Genomic DNA, 16,787 nt, shown 5'->3' with positions numbered 1-16,787 from the left:
CTCAGTTCGGCAGCCCGTCAACGACGGCGTCAAGTGCCGCGGGGATAGCCTCGGCATTCGTTCCGCCGCCCTGGGCGAGGTCGTCCTTGCCGCCTCCGCCGCCGCCAAGAACTCCCGCTGCAGCCTTCGCGAGCGGTCCCGCCTTGACGCCGCGGTCGCGGGCGGCGTCGTTCGCTGCGACGATGACGGACGGCTTGCCGCCCACCACACCGGCTAGCGCGACGACGGCAGCGTCACTGCCGAGGCGTGCTCGAACGGATGTCACGAGGCTCCGCAGGTCATCGGAGGAGCCGAGCGAGCCCACGTCGGCCTTCACGACCGAGAAGTCGCCTCGACGCACCGCTGAGGCGGCCAGATCCGGAACGCGCTGCGCGAGAGCAGCCGACTCGAACTCGGCGATACGCTTCTCCGCCGCCTTGAGCGAGGAGAGCAGCTCGGCGATCCGGTCCGGGAGCTGCTCCCGCGGAGTCTTCAGGTTCGACGTCAGCTGGGACACGATGGCGCGCTCGGTGGCGAGCTCACGGAAGGCGTCGATGCCGACAAGCGCCTCGACGCGGCGATTGGTGGAACCCACCGAGGACTCACTCACGAGATTGACGAGCCCCACCTGCGCAGAGCTGGAGACATGCGTTCCCGCGCACAACTCTCTCGACCAGGGTCCGCCGATGTCGACGACCCGCACCGTCTCTCCATACTTCTCGCCGAAGAGCGCCATCGCCCCCAGGGCCTTCGCCTCGTCGAGGGGCATGACCCGCGTCTCCACGGGAAGGTCACGCCGGATCGCGACGTTCGCGATCTCCTCGATCTCGCTGCGCGTCTCGGGTGAGAGCGCCTGGTTCCACCCGAAGTCGAGGCGCATGTAGCCGGCCTTGTTGTAGGAGCCCGACTGGTGCGCATCCGGGCCGAGCACCTGTCGGAGCGCAGCATGGATGAGGTGGGTTGCCGAGTGGGCCTGCGTCGCGCCGCGCCGCCAATCCGGGTCGACGATCGTCGTCGCCGCATCGTCCACCGCAACCTCACCTGTGCGCACCTCGACGCGGTGGCTCACGAGACCCTTGACGGGCTTCTGCACGTCGAGGACGTCGAGCTCGAATCCCGCGCCGACGATCGTGCCGGCATCCGCCTCCTGGCCGCCCGACTCCGCGTAGAGCGAGGTCTCGGCGAGGATGACCTCCGCCGTTTGGCCTGCCACCGCTCGGGACACCGACTCACCGTCGACGATGATGCCGAGCACCCGCGTCTCAGTCTGCAGGTAGTCGTAGCCCGTGAAGACAGTCTCCCCGAGCGCGCGGAAGTCGCTGTACACCGAGAGGTCAGCGAGGGCCGTCTTCTTGGCCTTCGCGTCGGCCTTCGCCTTATTGCGCTGCTCCGCCATGAGGGCGTCGAAGGCCCCACGGTCCACGGTCAGGCCCGCCTCCTCCGCCATCTCGAGCGTCAGATCGATCGGGAAGCCGAAGGTGTCATGAAGCAGAAAGGCTGTGTCCCCCGGCAGCTGTCGCCGCCCCTCCTCGCGCGTCTTCGAGACGGCCAGATCGAGGATGCTCGTGCCGCTCGCGAGAGTCCCGAGGAAGTTCTCCTCCTCCGAGTAGGCGAGACGGGCGATGCGGTCGTAGCTCTTCTCCACCTCGGGATAGGCCGCCTTCATCGCGTCCCGCGAGGTGGTGAAAAGCTCGGGGAACGTGGCGACGTCGACGCCGAGGAGCCGCATGGCCCGCACCGAGCGGCGGAGCAGGCGGCGCAGGATGTAGCCGCGGCCCTCGTTCGACGGGGTCACCCCGTCAGCCATCAGCATGAGCGCGGAGCGCACGTGATCGGCGACCACGCGCATCCGGACGTCGTCTCCGTGGTCGCGACCGTAAGGGCGGCCGGAGATCTCGGCGGCGCGATCCAGCACGGGGCGCACCTGGTCGATCTCGTACATGTTCTCGACGCCCTGTTTGAGGAAGGCGACACGCTCGACGCCGAGACCCGTGTCGATGTTCTTCTTCGGCAGCTCCCGCACGACGGAGAAATCCGTCTTGCTGCGCACGTCGTCCAGGAGGTACTGCATGAAGACGAGGTTCCAGATCTCGAGGTAGCGCGAATCATCCGCCGCTGGCCCGCCCTCGGCGCCGTACTTTGCCCCGCGGTCGAAGTAGATCTCCGAGCAGGGGCCGCCGGGGCCGGGCTGCCCCGTATGCCAGTAGTTGTCGGCTTTGCCGAGACGCTGAATGCGCTGTTCCGGGAGGCCGGCCACGCGCTTCCACAGCTCGATGGCCTCGTCGTCCTCCTCGTAGACGGTGACCCAAAGGTCCCGCTCCTCAAATCCGAGACCACCCTCGCTCTCGCTCTTCGTGAGGAGCTCCCAGGCGAAACTGATCGCCTGTTCCTTGAAGTAGTCGCCGAAGGAGAAGTTGCCGGCCATCTGGAAGAAGGTGCCGTGCCGGGTCGTCTTGCCGACCTCCTCGATATCGAGGGTGCGGATGCACTTCTGCACGCTCGTCGCACGCGGATAGGGGGCAGGGATGAGCCCCGAGAGATAGGGAATGAAGGGCACCATTCCGGCAACCGTGAACATGAGCGTCGGGTCATCACTGACCAAGGACGCGGAAGGCACGACCGTGTGGCCGCGTTCCGCGAAGTAGTCGAGCCAGCGTTGGCGGAGGTCAGCAGTCTGCATTGGTTCCCGGTGGGTCTTGGTTCCTGATGGTTCTGGTCCTCGGTCTCCCGAGGTTGCTTTGCGGACTCGTGTCAGCCCTGCGAGCGCTTGAGGTCGGCGATCGTCTCCTCAGCCTCAGCGACGGCGGCGCGGAGCTCAGCCTCGCGGGCCCGATACCCGTCGACGACGGCGCCCGTGAATTCGCCCACCCGGCTGTCGACCTCTTCGAAGAATCGTCGACCCTCGGGCGTCTTGTTGATCTGGTGTGCGGCGACGAAACCGATGCCGACGCCGATGATGAGCATCACGAGGTTCTTCATGCCTGGCTCCTTCTGATCTGTCGTCGTGGGTCGCGACGAAAGGCCCATGAGCCCCGATCGCACCCGTGTAAGCCTAGCGTGTACGGTCGGGCGCCGGATGTGGGAGCGCACGACGCCCTCGATCGGGAGGCGTGAATGCAGAAAGCGGGCCGCCACAGGGCGACCCGCTTTCTGCTGGAGGCGAGAACTAGCGCGCGGCGTAGTACTCGACGACGAGCTGGACCTCACACGTGATGGGGACCTCAGCACGCTTCGGGCGACGCACGAGACGCACCTGGAGCTTGTCGAGCTCAACCTCGAGGTAGGCCGGAGTCTTGGGGAGGAGGTCGACGTGGCCGCCGGCCGCCGCGACCTGGAAGGGCTCCATGCCCTCACTGCGCTGGTGCACGCCGACGAGCTGGCCCGGCTTCACGCGGAAGGACGGGCGGTCGACGCGCTGGCCGTCGACGATGATGTGGCGGTGCACGATCATCTGACGCGCCTGAGCGGTCGTACGGGCGATCGCGGCACGGACGAGGATCGCGTCGAGACGCATCTCGAGCAGCTCGACGAGGTTCTCACCCGTCAGGCCGTCCGTGCGGCGCGCCTCGTTGAACGCGATGCGAAGCTGCTTCTCGCGGATGCCGTACTGGGCACGAAGGCGCTGCTTCTCGCGAAGGCGGACCGCGTAGTCGCTGTCGGTCTTGCGCTTGGTGCGGCCGTGCTCACCGGGAGCGTAAGGGCGCTTCTCGAAGCCCTTGGCCGCCTTGGGGGTCAGGGGGATGCCGAGCGCGCGGGAGAGCTTGGTCTTGCTACGAGTACGTGACTTGGTAGACACGATTTCCTTTCGATACAGACGTCATCAGTCTTCAGGCAGTGGTACCGCAGGCAAACACCCGCGGACGATTCAGAAGAGGGATGGTGCCGTGGGGCGTCCGGCTAAAGGACCAGCCCCTTCAGCGTTTGGTATCGAGGCAGCCGTGCACGAATACCCACTGTAGGCATCCACCATCGTATCACCCGCCGCGGATGATACGTAGCAGCTTCTGAAGTCGGGCGCCGACATCGCGTTCGTTACCGTGCTCGGTGGGCTCATAGTAGCGACGGCCTCGAAGAGAGGCCGGCAGGTAGTCCTGTTCGACGACACCGAGCGGCGCATCGTGCGGGTAGAGGTACCCCTTGCCATGTCCCAGTTTCTTCGCGCCCGCGTAGTGCGCGTCGCGGAGGTGTTTGGGAACCGGACCGCTCTTGCCCGCCCGCACGTCGCCGATCGCGGCATCGATCGCTCTGATGATGCTGGGCGACTTCGGTGCCGTAGCGAGATACACGACGGCCTCGGCGAGCGGGATGCGCCCCTCCGGCATTCCGATCAGCTGCACGGCGTTCGCGGCGGATGTCGCGACCACGAGCGCGTTCGGATCCGCCATGCCGATGTCTTCGGCGGCGTGGACGATGATGCGGCGCGCGATGAAGCGCGGATCCTCCCCCGCCTCGATCATTCGCGCGAGATAGTGCAGCGCGGCATCCGGATCAGAACCACGAATTGACTTGATGAAAGCACTGATCACGTCGTAGTGCTCGTCGCCCTTGCGGTCGTAACGCAGGAGCGCGCGATCGACCGCGCGCGCGACCGCCTCTCCCGTGATCGTCGGATGTTCTTCACCCGCGTCTTGAGGGGACGCCGCTACTGAGGTCGCTGCCGCCTCAAGGGCGGTGAGTGCTCGCCGCGCGTCCCCCGAGGCGAGCCGAATGAGGTCGCCGCGAGCTTCGTCCGTCAGCGCGAATCGCCCCGCGAGTCCCCGCTCGTCCGCGACGGCGCGATCAATGAGCATCCCGAGGTCCTCATCGCTGAGTTGCTGCAGAGTGAGAAGCAGGGAACGCGAGAGAAGAGGCGAGACGACCGAGAAAGAGGGATTCTCCGTCGTGGCGGCGATGAGGATCACCCAGCCGTTCTCGACCCCGGGGAGCAGAGCATCCTGCTGGGACTTGGTGAAGCGGTGGATCTCGTCGAGAAACAGCACAGTCGACTGGCCATAGAGATCGCGCTGAGAGAGAGCGGTCTCCATGACCTCTCGCACGTCCTTGACCCCGGCCGTGACGGCCGAGAGCTCGACGAAGCGCCGGCCGGAGCTGTGCGCGATCGCCTGCGCGATCGTGGTCTTGCCCGTTCCAGGGGGACCCCAGAGGATGAGCGAGACGGCACCCTGCTCGCCCGAGCTCGAGGCCAGGGCCACCAGCGGGGACCCAGGAGTGAGCAGATGCCGCTGACCCGCGACCTCATCGAGGTTCCTCGGTCGCATGCGTACCGCAAGCGGTGTCGACCCGGAGAAAAGGCCTGGCGCGACATTCATGGACGCAATGCTACGGCCCCCCTCCGACGCGCCAGTCATGCAACGAGCGCGCGGTCGGCTAGGGTTCTCGTGGCAATCACGGCGAGTCGGAGGACCAGTGGCACCAAGCAGGAGCAATGACAAGCAGGCGCGCGAGGCGCGGGAGCGCCTCCGCCTCTATCAGGCTCGGCAAGCCGTCAACGAGCAGCGCAGCAAACGCCGCCGCCGCGACAACATTGTCGCAATCGCCGCTTCCTTCGCCGTCGTCGTCCTTGCTGTCGTTGCGCAGGTGGCGTTCTTCACGACAGGCCCTGGCGCACCCGAACCTTCGCCGACGACCTCACCCTCGGCTGCAGCGGAGTCGGTGGTGCCCTCCCCCGAGCTCGCGGAGAATCGCACCTGGACAGGCACGCTCACGCTCAACGACGTCGAGCTCGGCATCGAGCTCGACGGCGCTGCAGCTCCGCAGGCGGTCGCCGCATTCGTGCAGGGTGTGCAGGAGGGTTACTACCCTGAAAAGTCGTGCCACCGGTTGACGGACGGGGGCTTCTACGTGCTCCAGTGCGGCTCGGTGGACGGCACTGGGGCGAGCGACCCCAGCTTCCAGTTCGGCCCGATCGAGAATGCCCCCGCCGGCGACCTCTACACGGCCGGGACCATCGCAATGGCACGCGCATCTGGTGACGCCGAGAGCAACGGTCGGCAGTTCTTCATCGTGTACGAGGACACGACCATCCCTTCTGATGCGGCTGGCGGCTACACCGTGCTCGGTCGCATCACCTCCGGCCTCGAAACGCTGAAGAGCGAGATCACGGATGCCGGCGTGGTGCCGGGGTCGTCCGAGAACGACGGGGCACCCGTCGTTGCCACGACGATCACGGGAGTCACCCTCGACTGATTGCCGCGGATAGCGCGTGCAATAGGCTAGTTCGCGGTCGACGGCGAATGTCGGCCCCGGCAGCAAGGTGAGGCAGTGACGAACAACAACGAGACCCCGTGGGGCCGCGTCGATGAGACGGGCACCGTCTATGTGCGCGAGGGGGACGGCGAGCGTGTCGTCGGCCAGTACCCAGACGGTTCCTCGGAGGAGGCGCTCGCCTACTTCGAACGCAAGTATGTCGACCTCGCCGGCCAGGTGACGCTGCTTGAGCAGCGCATCAAGCGCGGAACCCCGGGCACGGACGTGGCCAAGGCGGTGGATGCCCTCCTCGCGAGCGTCACGACGGCCAACGCCGTCGGTGACCTCGCGGCGTTGCGCCTTCGCCTCGAAGCTCTCGGTGGCGTCGCCGACGAGCTCACCGAGAAGCAGGAGGCCGAAGACCGCGCAGCCCTCGATGAGGCAATCGCTTACCGCACCTCTCTCGTGGCAGAGATTGAGGAACTCGCGGCGCAGGATCCGTCGAAGATCCAGTGGAAGCACGCCACGGCGGCCATCGACGATCTCTTTGCCCGCTGGAAGGCCCACCAGCAGACCGGTCCGCGTCTCCCCAAGGCGGAGGGGAATGAGCTGTGGAAGCGCTTCCGCGCGGCACGCTCGACCCTCGAGACCGAGCGCAAGGCGTTCTTCGCCGATCTCGACCAATCTCACAAGCAGGCGAGGGCGCGCAAGCAGGAACTCATTGCGGCCGCCGAGGCCCTCACTTCCCGGGGGGCAGAGGGCATCCCGGAGTATCGCCGCCTCCTCGATGCATGGAAGAGCGCGGGGCGCGCAGGCAAGAAGCAGGACGACGCTCTGTGGGCGAAGTTCAAGGCCGCGGGTGACGCCCTCTACGGAGCCAAGGCAGAGGTGGATGCTCGCGAGAACGCCGAGTTCGAAGAGAACCTCGCCAAGAAGGAGGCCCTGCTGAGCGAGGCGGAGCCGCTCTTGAAGGAGAAGGATCGGACCGCCGCGCGAGCTGCGCTGACATCGATTCAGCAGCGTTGGGACGAGGTCGGCAAGGTGCCCCGGGCGAAGATGAAGTCGGTCGAAGACCGGTTGCGCAAGATCGAGGCCGCCGTTCGCGCGCTCGAAGAAGAGCATTGGCAACGCAACAATCCCGAGCGCAAGGCCCGCGCGGAGGGCCTCGCAGCACAGCTCGAGGCGGCTATCGCTCAGCTCGAACGCGATCTTGATGATGCGCGCAAGAGCGGCGACACTGAGAGGATTGCGGCAGCGCAGGAAGCTCTCGACGCTCGCCGAGCGTGGCTCGGAGTGGTCGCGGACTGATCGTCCTCAGCAGGACATCGAGGAGGTTCTCCACAGATTGTCGGTGAGCCACTCAGGCATTCAATGCCAAGAGCACGATAGAGGAATGCCCCGCCTCGCCCCCATCCTCACGGAACTCGACCTCCCCCTCCCTGAGCTCCACGCTGCTCGCCTCGACGGTGAAATCTACGCGCTCGGCGAGGGTTTCGCATCTATCGACGAGTTCGAGCAGCCGCACCTTCGGGCGCGCTCACTCGCGTCCATGATCCAGCCAAGGATCATCGCTGAGAGAGCAACAGCGGCATGGATTCACGGGGCCATCCCTCGTCCCCCCGCTATCCACGAGCTGTGTGTCTCCCTCGCAGCGCGGTCACGCGCGTCCGCATCGCGCCGCTTCGTCTTGCGCGAGGTCGTGATCACGCCCCTCGAGGTGCAAGAAATTGCGGGCGTCGCCGTCACGACACCGCTACGCACTGCAATCGACCTCATCCGCGACGAGAACTACGGGGTCGAATCGGAACGCATCATCCGCCAGCTCCTCGCGGACAACCGCCTAGAGGTGTCGACCCTCCGCAGTGAGATCGAGACACGCTATAAGCTCGCGGGCAAACGGCGAGCCCTCGAGCGCGTTGCCCTCATCGCCGACCCCTGCCCTACGTCGTGACCCGGTAGACGTCGTAGACGGCGTCAATACGGCGCACAGCATTGAGCACGCGGTCGAGGTGGGTTGTGTCGCCCATCTCGAACACGAAGCGGCTGATCGCGAGCCGATCTGTCGACGTCGTGACCGTGGCCGAGAGGATGTTCACGTGGTGCTCCGAGAGCACCCGCGTCACGTCCGAGAGCAGACCCGAACGGTCGAGAGCCTCCACCTGGATCTGCACCAGGAAGACGCTTGTCGATGAGGGGGCCCACTCGACGTCCACGACGCGTTCCGGCTCATTCATGAGCGACGCGACGTTGACGCACGAGGCTTGGTGCACGGAGACGCCAGCACCGCGGGTCACAAAGCCCATGATCTCGTCACCTGGCACCGGAGTGCAGCACTTCGCGAGCTTCACGAGGATGTCGGGAGCGCCCTTCACAAGGACGCCCGAGTTCCCGGCCGTGCGACGCTTCCCGCGCGTGCGGGAGATCGTGAACTCCTCCTCCGCGTCACTCTCGACCTGCACTGTCGACACGATCTTCTCCAGCACCGACTGGGTCGAGACGTGACCCTCACCGATTGCCGCGTAGAGAGCCGACACATCGTCGTAGCGCAACTGGGCGGCGACCTCGCTGATCACACCCTGGTTCATGAGCTTCTGCAGCGGGAGGTTCTGCTTGCGCATGGCGCGGACTATCGCGTCCTTGCCCTGCTCCATCGCCTCGTCACGGCGCTCCTTGGTGAACCACTGGCGGATCTTGTTGCGGGCCCGGGTCGACTTGACGAAGGTGAGCCAGCCCTGGCTCGGCCCCGCATCCGGATTCTTCGAGGTGAAGACCTCGACCACGTCGCCGCTTGAGAGCTCGCTCTCGAGCGGAACGAGGCGGCCATTGACCTTGGCACCCATCGTGCGGTGACCAACCTCCGTGTGCACGGCGTAGGCAAAGTCGACCGGGGTCGCTCCCGCAGGCAACCCGATCACCTTCCCCTGCGGCGTAAAGACGTAGACCTCCTTGGCGCCGATCTCGAAGCGGAGCGAGTCGAGGAATTCGCTAGGATCCGCCGTCTCAGCCTGCCAGTCGGAGATGTGGGCCAACCACGCCATGTCGGAGTCGCCGACAGGCGGTGCCTCCGAGGAACGCCCACCCGCGATGCGCTCCTTGTACTTCCAGTGCGCCGCAACACCGTACTCGGCACGCTGGTGCATCTCCTCGGTGCGGATCTGAATCTCCACGGGCCGGCCCTTGGGGCCGATGACGGTCGTGTGAAGCGACTGGTACAGGTTGAACTTGGGTGTCGCGATGTAGTCCTTGAAGCGGCCGGGAATGGGAGTCCAGCGCGCGTGGATGGAGCCGAGAACGGCGTAGCAGTCGCGCACGGATGAGACGAGCACTCGGATGCCCACCAGGTCGTAGATCTCGTCGAACTCACGACCGCGCAGGATCATCTTCTGGTAGATCGAGTAGTACTGCTTGGGCCGCCCGACGACCTTGCCCTTGATTCGTGCCGCCTTGAGGTCCTCGCTCACCGCGTCGATGACCTGGTGCACGAACTCCTCGCGCTGCGGCGTGCGCTGCTTGACGAGACTCTCGATCTCGACGTAGAGCTTGGGGTGCAATACGGCGAACGACAGGTCCTCGAGCTCCCACTTGATCGCCTGGATGCCCAGCCGGTGGGCGAGGGGCGCGTAGATTTCGAGGGTCTCCTGCGCCTTGCGCTTGGCCGATTCCGAGGAGACAAAGCCCCACGTGCGCGCGTTGTGCAGGCGGTCCGCGAGCTTGATCACGAGCACGCGGATGTCCTTCGACATCGCAACGACCATCTTGCGCACTGTCTCTGCCTGCGCGCTGTCGCCGTACTTGAGCTTGTCGAGCTTCGTGACCCCATCGACGAGCATCGCGATCTCGTCCCCGAAGTCCTTGCGCACCATGTCAAGGGTGTAGTCGGTGTCCTCCACCGTGTCGTGCAGGAGAGCCGCCGCTACGGTTTTGGCGCCGATCCCCAGGTCGGCGAGAATCTGCGCGACCGCGACCGGATGCGTGATGTAGGGCTCGCCACTCTTGCGCTTTTGCCCCTGGTGAGCGACCTCGGCGACGCGGTACGCCCGCTCGATCGTCTCCACATCCGCCCGCGGGTGGTGAGTTCGGACCGTTCGAATGAGGTTCTCGATGGCACCGACGTGCTGAGCGCGCGAGAAGAGACGCGGCAGCAGCATCCGCCGCGTGGCAGACGTGGGGGTCGTGACCTCCGTCATCTCACCTCCCGCGATGTCGTGGAGCCAAAACTATCATTCCCACCCTGAAGCTCAGCTGCCGCGACGAGGGGCGAACTACTTGACCGAGGCAGTCTGGACCTGTCGAGCCTCGAGGATGCGCTCTGTCTGCTTTGCGATGGCAGGCTCGCGCTCGCGCAGGTGGCTGTACACGGGAGCTGCGATGAAGATCGTCGAATAGGCACCCGCGAGGATTCCGATGAAAAGGGCAAGCGAGATGTCGCGCAGCGTGCCGGCGCCGAGGACGAATGACCCGATAAAGAGGATCGCTGCGACGGGCAGTACGGCGACCACCGACGTGTTGATCGACCGCACGAGGGTCTGATTGACCGCGAGGTTGACGGACTCGGCGAATGTTCGCGGAGAGGCCTCCCCGTCCTCCGCCGTGTTCTCGCGGACCTTGTCGAACACCACGACGGTGTCGTAGAGCGAATACCCCAGGATCGTCAAGAAGCCGATCACGGCGGCGGGAGTCACCTCGAAGCCGAGGATGCCATAGACACCGGCCGTGAGGATGAGGTCGTGGGCAAGCGCGGCAAGGGCGGCGACGGACATCTTCCAGGTGCGGAAGTACAGGGCCATGACGACGCCCGCGAGAACGAGGAACACCACGAGCGCCCGGATGGACTGCGCCGTGATGTCGGCACCCCACGTGGGTCCAATGTAGGAGTAACTCACCTGATCGAGGGGGACGCCGTAGGCGTCAGCGAGAGCCGTACGAATCTCGAAGGCCTCGTCGTCGGTGACGGTGTCCGTCTGCACCCGCACGGTGTCGGTGCCGATGACCGTCACGCGCGGGACAGCATCATCGACGACGCTTGTCACCGCCTCTTCACCCACGGGCTGACTCAACTCGCTGCTGCGCTCCACCTGGAACTGCGAGCCCCCGCGGAACTCGATCCCGAAGTCGAAACCGCCGCGCAGCCACGGGCCGACGACGGCGGCGACAATGACGAGCGCCGCGATGACGTACCAGAGACGGCGACGACCGACGAAATCGATCGACCGGCGGCCGGTGTAGAGGTCGTTGCCGAACTTGGTGAAGTTGGCCATCAGGACTCCTTGCCCTTCGATCCGGCGACGTCGGCGGCGGCCTTACGCTCGGCGATCGTCTGTCTGCGTGCAGCCTCGCGGCTGCTGCCGGCGCGCTTGCCGCCACCCAGCGGCTCGCGGAAGGTGGCCCTGCCGCGATACACGGCGCCGAGCGCCCTGGGGTCGAGGCCGCTCAGGGGGTGGCCCTCGCCGAAGAAGCGAGTCTTAGCGAGCAACTGCAGCACGGGATGCGTGAAGAGCGCGACGACGACCAGGTCGATGAGCGTCGTAATGCCGAGCGTCAGCGCGAAACCTCGCACGTTGCCGATCGCGAGGAGGAAGAGGATCGACGCTGCGAGGAAGTTGACAGTGTCGGAAGCGAGCACTGTGCGAATCGCGCGCTTCCACCCGGCCTCGACCGCCGAACCGAGAGCCCGACCGTCGCGCAGCTCATCCTTGATGCGCTCGAAGTACACGATGAAGGAGTCGGCAATGATGCCGATGGCCACGATGAGACCCGCGACCCCCGCGAGCGAGAGCCGATAGCCCTCTCGCCACGAGAGTAGGTTGATGACGAGATAGGTGATGACAGCGGCGACCATGAGTGAGGCCACTGTCACGAAACCGAGCGTGCGGTACTGGAACAGCGAGTAGACGACGACCAACCCGAGACCGATGAAGCCCGCGATGAGACCGCTCCAGAGCTGGCTCTCACCGAGGGTCGCCGAGATGGTCTCGGTGCTCTGAACTTCGAAGCCGATCGGGAGGGCGCCGAACTTGAGCTGGTCAGCGAGCGTCTTGGCGGTCTCCTGAGTGAAGTTGCCCGTGATCTGCGGCTTGCCGTTGGTGATGACAGCATTGGTGGTCGGCGCCGAGATAACGCGGCCGTCGAGCACGATGGCGAACTGGTTCTGCACGCCCGTGAGCGAGTACAGGCGCGTCGTGACCTCGCCGAACTGCTCCGTGCCTTCGCTGTCGAACACGATGTTGACGCCCCACTGGCCCGTGCTCACGCCCTGGGCGTTTGCCACCATGCCGTGGCTCGCATCCGCGATGTCCTCGCCGGATACCTCCACCGGCCCGAGAATGTATTTCAGCTGGCCCGTGTCGTCACAGGTGATGAGCGGCTCACCCGCCGGGGCGACATTGGCTCCGGACTCGTCGAGCTGCGAGCATTCGAAGTTCGTGAACTCCTCCTGGAGCTCGGCGGTGATCCACGCCAGGTCGCTCGCATCCGTCGGCGACGGTGAGGGCTCTACGACCTCGTCGGCGGCGGAGGCGGAGGGCGATGCGGAGGGCTCCGCCTCGGTAGACACCGCACCGCCGCCCTCGCCCGTACCGGCGGAGGGGGAAACCGATGCGGCGGGCTCCTCCTCCCCTTCGGTCTCGGTGCCGCCGCTGTCGCCCTCGACAGATTCGCCAGAATCCTCGGTGGTCATGGTCGGATCCGTGGCCGCGGCGATCTGGAGCACCGGTCGGAACTCAAGCTTGGCCGAGGACTCGATGCGGTCAAGCGTCTCCTGATCGGGGGTTCCCGGAATCGAGACGACAATGTTCTGCGCGCCCTGGGTGTTGACCTCGGCCTCCGCGACACCCGAAGCGTCGACGCGCTGACGGATGATCGCTACCGCCTGGTCGAGCTGCTCGCTCGAGACCTGCTGCCCGCTCTCGAGCTGCGGGGCGAGGATGATCTGGGTCCCGCCCTCGAGGTCAAGAGCCAGCTTGGGCGCCCATCCCGAGCCCTGCCACAGCACACCGGCCAGATTGAGGCCGATCAGCCCGGCGATGATGACCGCCAACCAGCTCAGGGAACGCCAGGCCTTCCTGGCCGGGGTCGATCGTGGTGCTGCCACCTGGAACTCAGCTTTCTATGCTCCGGTGGCGCGTCCGCCACGGATCAGTTCGGGTCGGCTCGCCAGCAGCTGGCAAGCCCACAAAAGACTAGTGCTTCTCGTCATCCTTGCCGTTCGGCTGCGAATCGGCGTCCGACACGCCATCCGCCTCGGCCGCCTCGGTCTCGTCCTCGACGACCTTGAGGATCGTCTGACGGTGCAGGCGGATGACCGTGCCCGGCGTGGTCTCGATGAGGGCCTCGTTCTTTTCCTCATCGACCGAGAGCAGCGTTCCGAAGACACCGAACTGCGTCATGACCTCGGCGCCCGGGACCATCTTCGACTGGAGCTGCTCCTGCTCCTCCCGGCGCTTCTTCGTCGAACGGAACTGGACGAAGATGAAGAGGGCCAGGACGGCCAGCATTACGAGAATCAGCGGGTCAATTGGCATGCTGGAGGAGAACCTTCCGGAGCTGAGGAGGCGTATGAAGCGCCAGGACATCGCCTTCAGGCGACCCTGAGATCTTACAGGCCTTCACCGAAGAGCGTCGCCTCACGCGGCGCCAGCCCGAGATGGGCGACGGCGTGTCGCGTCGCGGTGCGACCGCGCGGAGTGCGCGCGAGAAGCCCCATTCGCACGAGGAAGGGCTCGACGACGGACTCGATCGTCTCGGCCTCCTCTCCCACGGAGGCCGCGAGGGTACTCAACCCGACAGGCCCCCCGTCGAACTGCCGGATGATCGCAGTCAGCACGGCGCGGTCGAGCCGATCGAGCCCCAGATCGTCGACATCGTAGAGAGCGAGGGCGGCACGGACCGCCTCGATACCCTCCACCCGATGAACGAGGGAGTAGTCGCGTACGCGGCGCAGAAGGCGATTGGCGATGCGCGGTGTGCCGCGGCTGCGTCCCGCGATCTCGGCACGTGACTCGGCATCGATCTCAAGTTCGAGCAGTCGCGCGGCGCGGGCGATCACATCACCCAACTCGGCATCGGAGTAGAACTCCAGGTGAGCCGTGAAACCGAAGCGGTCGCGCAGAGGATTGGGAAGCAGTCCGGAACGCGTCGTGGCCCCTACCAACGTGAACGGAGCGAGATCGAGGGGAATGGATGTCGCGCCAGCACCCTTGCCGACCATGATGTCGATGCGGAAATCCTCCATCGCGAGATAGAGCATCTCCTCCGCCGATCGCGCCATCCGGTGGATCTCGTCGATGAAGAGCACCTCGCCGGGAACGAGGGACGACAGCAGGGCCGCGAGGTCGCCCGCATGCTGGATCGCGGGACCACTGGAAAGCCTCAGCGGTCGTGCACCCTCCTCGGCGACAATCATGGCGAGCGTCGTCTTGCCGAGTCCGGGAGGGCCGGCCAGGAGGATGTGGTCGGGCGTGCGCTTCTGCAGCGCTGCCGCGTCGAGCAGCAGCTCGAGCTGCGCGCGCACCTTCGACTGCCCGACGAACTCGCCGAGTGACCTAGGCCTCAGCGCGCCCTCGAAGGCCAGTTCCGCCTGCGACTGGGACTGGGCGTCCGTCATCGACTCGCGACCTCGCTCGAAACCCTCGACCTCACCGCTCATCGCGCATCCACCCGCGACGAGCTCGCGGCCGGGCCGAGTGCCGATAGCGCGACCCGCAGAAGGGCCTGCACGTTATCGGCCTTGCTAGGCTCCACCAGGTCGTGCGCGTCGTCTGCGGCCTTCGCGGCGGCCCGCTCGTTCCAGCCGAGACCGACGAGCGCCTCGACGACCTTTGCGCGGGCATCCACGGGAACAGCGCTGGATCGCGGCTCCGTCCGCGCGGCCACGACCTTGCCCGCAAGAGACACGACGATGAGCTTCGCGGTTTTGGGGCCGATGCCCGAGACCTTGCGGAACGCCCCGTCGTCCTCCTCGTGCACAGCGCGGGCGACGTCGTCGGGCGACATGACCGACAAGACCCCCATCGCCGACTTTGGGCCGACCCCCGTCACGCCGCGGAGAAGATCGAAGACCGCGAGCCGATCGGCGTCGGCGAAACCGAAGAGCGAGAGGTCATCCTCCTTGACGACAAGCGCCGTGCGGATGCTCGCCTCCGAGCCCACCCGCAGCGACGCCGCATGATCGGGCGTCACCGTGAGGGCGAGCCCCACTCCCCCGACCTCCACGACCGCCGTCGTGCCCAGAACCGACAGCACCGAGCCACGAAGGGAGGAGATCATGACTCCAGCCTACGAGGCGCCTGCGACACTGCCGCGGAACGCTCGGCGGCGCGCCACGCTCGCTGGGCGGGAGTCGACGCATCGGTTCTGCTCGTTTCCGGTCCGGCACCGCGCCAGGCGTGGCACAGGGCAAGGGCGAGCGCGTCGGAGGCATCCGCCGGTGTCGGGGGCGCGTCGAGGCCGAGAATCCGCGCCACCATGTGCCCCACCTGCTTCTTATCGGCCGATCCGTAGCCGGTTACTGCAGCCTTCACCTCGGAGGGCGTGTGCAGGCCGACCGCGAGGGAACGCCGGGCGGCGGCGAGCAGCACAACCCCGCTCACCTGCGCCGTGCCCATGACGGACTTCAGGTTGTGCTGCGCGAAGACGCGCTCGAGGGCAACCGCTGAGGGAGCATGCGCATCCATGAGCCCATCGAGCGCGTCGGCGATCACGCGGAGCCGCCGCTCGAGAGGCATGTCGGGCGGCGTGCGCACGACCCCGACATCGACGAGGGCGGCACGTCGACCGCTCAGGACATCGATGACGCCGATGCCGCAGCGCGTCAACCCCGGATCCACCCCGAGGATGCGCGTGCTCATGACTCGCGCCTAGTCCTCGTCGAGTTCTGCTTGCGTCTCCGGCGACACCGAGTAGTTGGAGAAGACGTTCTGCACATCGTCGCTGTCTTCGAGCGCATCGATCAACTTGAAGACCTTGCACGCCGTATCGGCGTCGATCTCGACGTTGAGGTTCGGCACGAACTCCGCCTCGGCCGAGTCGTAGTCGATGCCGGCCTCTTGAAGGGCGGTGCGCACGGCCACGAGATCGGACGGATCGCTGATGATCTCGAATCCCGCGCCCCGGTCGACGACCTCCTCGGCCCCCGCGTCGAGCACCGCGAGAAGCACGTCGTCCTCCGAGAGCCCGTCGGTCTTCGTGACCGAGACGACGCCCTTACGGTTGAAGTTGTATGCGACGCTGCCCGGGTCGGCCATGTTGCCGCCGTTGCGCGTCATCGCCGTGCGGACCTCGGCCGCAGCCCGGTTCTTGTTGTCGGTGAGGCACTCGATCAGCAGGGCCACTCCGCCCTGCGCGTAGCCCTCATACATGATCGTCGTGTAGTCGACCGACTCGCCCGTGAGCCCTGCGCCGCGCTTGATGGCGCGATCGATGTTGTCGTTGGGCACCGAGGTCTTCTTGGCCTTCTGCACGGCATCGACGAGTGTCGGGTTGCCGGAGAGGTCGGCTCCGCCGATCTTCGCCGCGACCTCGATGTTCTTGATCAGCTTCGCGAAGGACTTGGCCCTCCGAGCGTCGATGACCGCCTTCTTGTGCTTCGTGGTTGCCCACTTGGAGTGCCCTGACATGGGGAACAT

At 66.1% G+C, this 16,787-nt stretch carries 15 protein-coding genes; 3 read left to right on the top strand and 12 right to left on the bottom strand.

Annotation, left to right across the window (positions count from 1 at the left end):
* Position 1 precedes the first annotated feature (1 nt).
* From alaS to OH146_RS00915, 4 genes are all read right to left on the bottom strand, one after another.
* Positions 2-2,659, bottom strand: a complete 2,658-nt coding sequence (alaS, locus tag OH146_RS00930) for an alanine--tRNA ligase (protein ID WP_265156449.1) — start codon at positions 2,657-2,659, stop codon at positions 2-4.
* A 71-nt stretch (positions 2,660-2,730) separates the two neighbouring features.
* The gene (locus tag OH146_RS00925; RefSeq protein WP_265156447.1) at positions 2,731-2,958 is read right to left on the bottom strand and encodes a hypothetical protein; all 228 of its coding nucleotides are present in this window, start codon (positions 2,956-2,958) and stop codon (positions 2,731-2,733) included.
* Between the two features lie 187 nt (positions 2,959-3,145).
* A complete protein-coding gene (rpsD, locus tag OH146_RS00920) occupies positions 3,146-3,775 on the bottom strand; it encodes a 30S ribosomal protein S4 (RefSeq protein ID WP_265156445.1) in 630 nt (209 codons plus the stop codon).
* Between the two features lie 178 nt (positions 3,776-3,953).
* Positions 3,954-5,288 (bottom strand): replication-associated recombination protein A, encoded by a 1,335-nt coding sequence (locus OH146_RS00915; protein ID WP_265156443.1) that lies wholly within the window; start codon positions 5,286-5,288, stop codon positions 3,954-3,956.
* A gap of 97 nt (positions 5,289-5,385) precedes the next feature.
* On the opposite strand from OH146_RS00915, the gene OH146_RS00910 reads away from it, so the two are divergent.
* The 3 genes from OH146_RS00910 to OH146_RS00900 all read left to right on the top strand — a co-directional run bounded on the left by OH146_RS00910 (position 5,386) and on the right by OH146_RS00900 (position 8,116).
* Positions 5,386-6,165, top strand: coding sequence for a peptidylprolyl isomerase (locus OH146_RS00910; protein WP_265156442.1), 780 nt, complete (start codon positions 5,386-5,388; stop codon positions 6,163-6,165).
* A gap of 75 nt (positions 6,166-6,240) precedes the next feature.
* A complete protein-coding gene (locus OH146_RS00905) occupies positions 6,241-7,473 on the top strand; it encodes a DUF349 domain-containing protein (RefSeq protein WP_265156440.1) in 1,233 nt (410 codons plus the stop codon).
* Between the two features lie 85 nt (positions 7,474-7,558).
* Entirely contained in the window at positions 7,559-8,116 is a 558-nt protein-coding gene (locus tag OH146_RS00900) for a type IV toxin-antitoxin system AbiEi family antitoxin (RefSeq protein ID WP_265156438.1), read from the top strand.
* Here the strand turns inward: OH146_RS00900 and OH146_RS00895 are convergent.
* The 8 genes from OH146_RS00895 to OH146_RS00860 all read right to left on the bottom strand — a co-directional run bounded on the left by OH146_RS00895 (position 8,106) and on the right by OH146_RS00860 (position 16,778).
* On the bottom strand, positions 8,106-10,352 hold the full coding sequence (locus OH146_RS00895; RefSeq protein ID WP_279348662.1) for a RelA/SpoT family protein: 2,247 nt from the start codon (positions 10,350-10,352) through the stop codon (positions 8,106-8,108). The genes OH146_RS00900 and OH146_RS00895 overlap by 11 nt on opposite strands.
* A 75-nt stretch (positions 10,353-10,427) precedes the next feature.
* Positions 10,428-11,423, bottom strand: a complete 996-nt coding sequence (gene secF, locus OH146_RS00890; protein WP_265156436.1) for a protein translocase subunit SecF — start codon at positions 11,421-11,423, stop codon at positions 10,428-10,430.
* On the bottom strand, positions 11,423-13,255 hold the full coding sequence (secD, locus tag OH146_RS00885; protein ID WP_265156434.1) for a protein translocase subunit SecD: 1,833 nt from the start codon (positions 13,253-13,255) through the stop codon (positions 11,423-11,425). The genes secF and secD overlap by 1 nt, the downstream gene beginning before the upstream one ends.
* A gap of 88 nt (positions 13,256-13,343) precedes the next feature.
* Entirely contained in the window at positions 13,344-13,685 is a 342-nt protein-coding gene (gene yajC / locus OH146_RS00880) for a preprotein translocase subunit YajC (protein ID WP_265156431.1), read from the bottom strand.
* A gap of 74 nt (positions 13,686-13,759) precedes the next feature.
* Positions 13,760-14,767 (bottom strand): Holliday junction branch migration DNA helicase RuvB, encoded by a 1,008-nt coding sequence (gene ruvB / locus OH146_RS00875; RefSeq protein ID WP_265160576.1) that lies wholly within the window; start codon positions 14,765-14,767, stop codon positions 13,760-13,762.
* A gap of 38 nt (positions 14,768-14,805) precedes the next feature.
* Positions 14,806-15,429, bottom strand: coding sequence for a Holliday junction branch migration protein RuvA (ruvA, locus tag OH146_RS00870; protein ID WP_265156429.1), 624 nt, complete (start codon positions 15,427-15,429; stop codon positions 14,806-14,808).
* Positions 15,426-16,010: a crossover junction endodeoxyribonuclease RuvC gene (gene ruvC, locus OH146_RS00865; protein ID WP_265156427.1), complete on the bottom strand. Its 585-nt coding sequence runs from the start codon at positions 16,008-16,010 to the stop codon at positions 15,426-15,428. The genes ruvA and ruvC overlap by 4 nt, the downstream gene beginning before the upstream one ends.
* A gap of 9 nt (positions 16,011-16,019) precedes the next feature.
* Positions 16,020-16,778 (bottom strand): YebC/PmpR family DNA-binding transcriptional regulator, encoded by a 759-nt coding sequence (locus tag OH146_RS00860; protein ID WP_265156425.1) that lies wholly within the window; start codon positions 16,776-16,778, stop codon positions 16,020-16,022.
* Positions 16,779-16,787 lie beyond the last annotated feature (9 nt).

It is taken from the genome of Homoserinimonas sedimenticola, assembly GCF_026094475.1.
Classification (GTDB): domain Bacteria; phylum Actinomycetota; class Actinomycetes; order Actinomycetales; family Microbacteriaceae; genus Homoserinimonas; species Homoserinimonas sedimenticola.
Note: the sequence above shows the minus strand (reverse complement) of the source record. Positions and strands in the feature narration are given on the sequence as shown.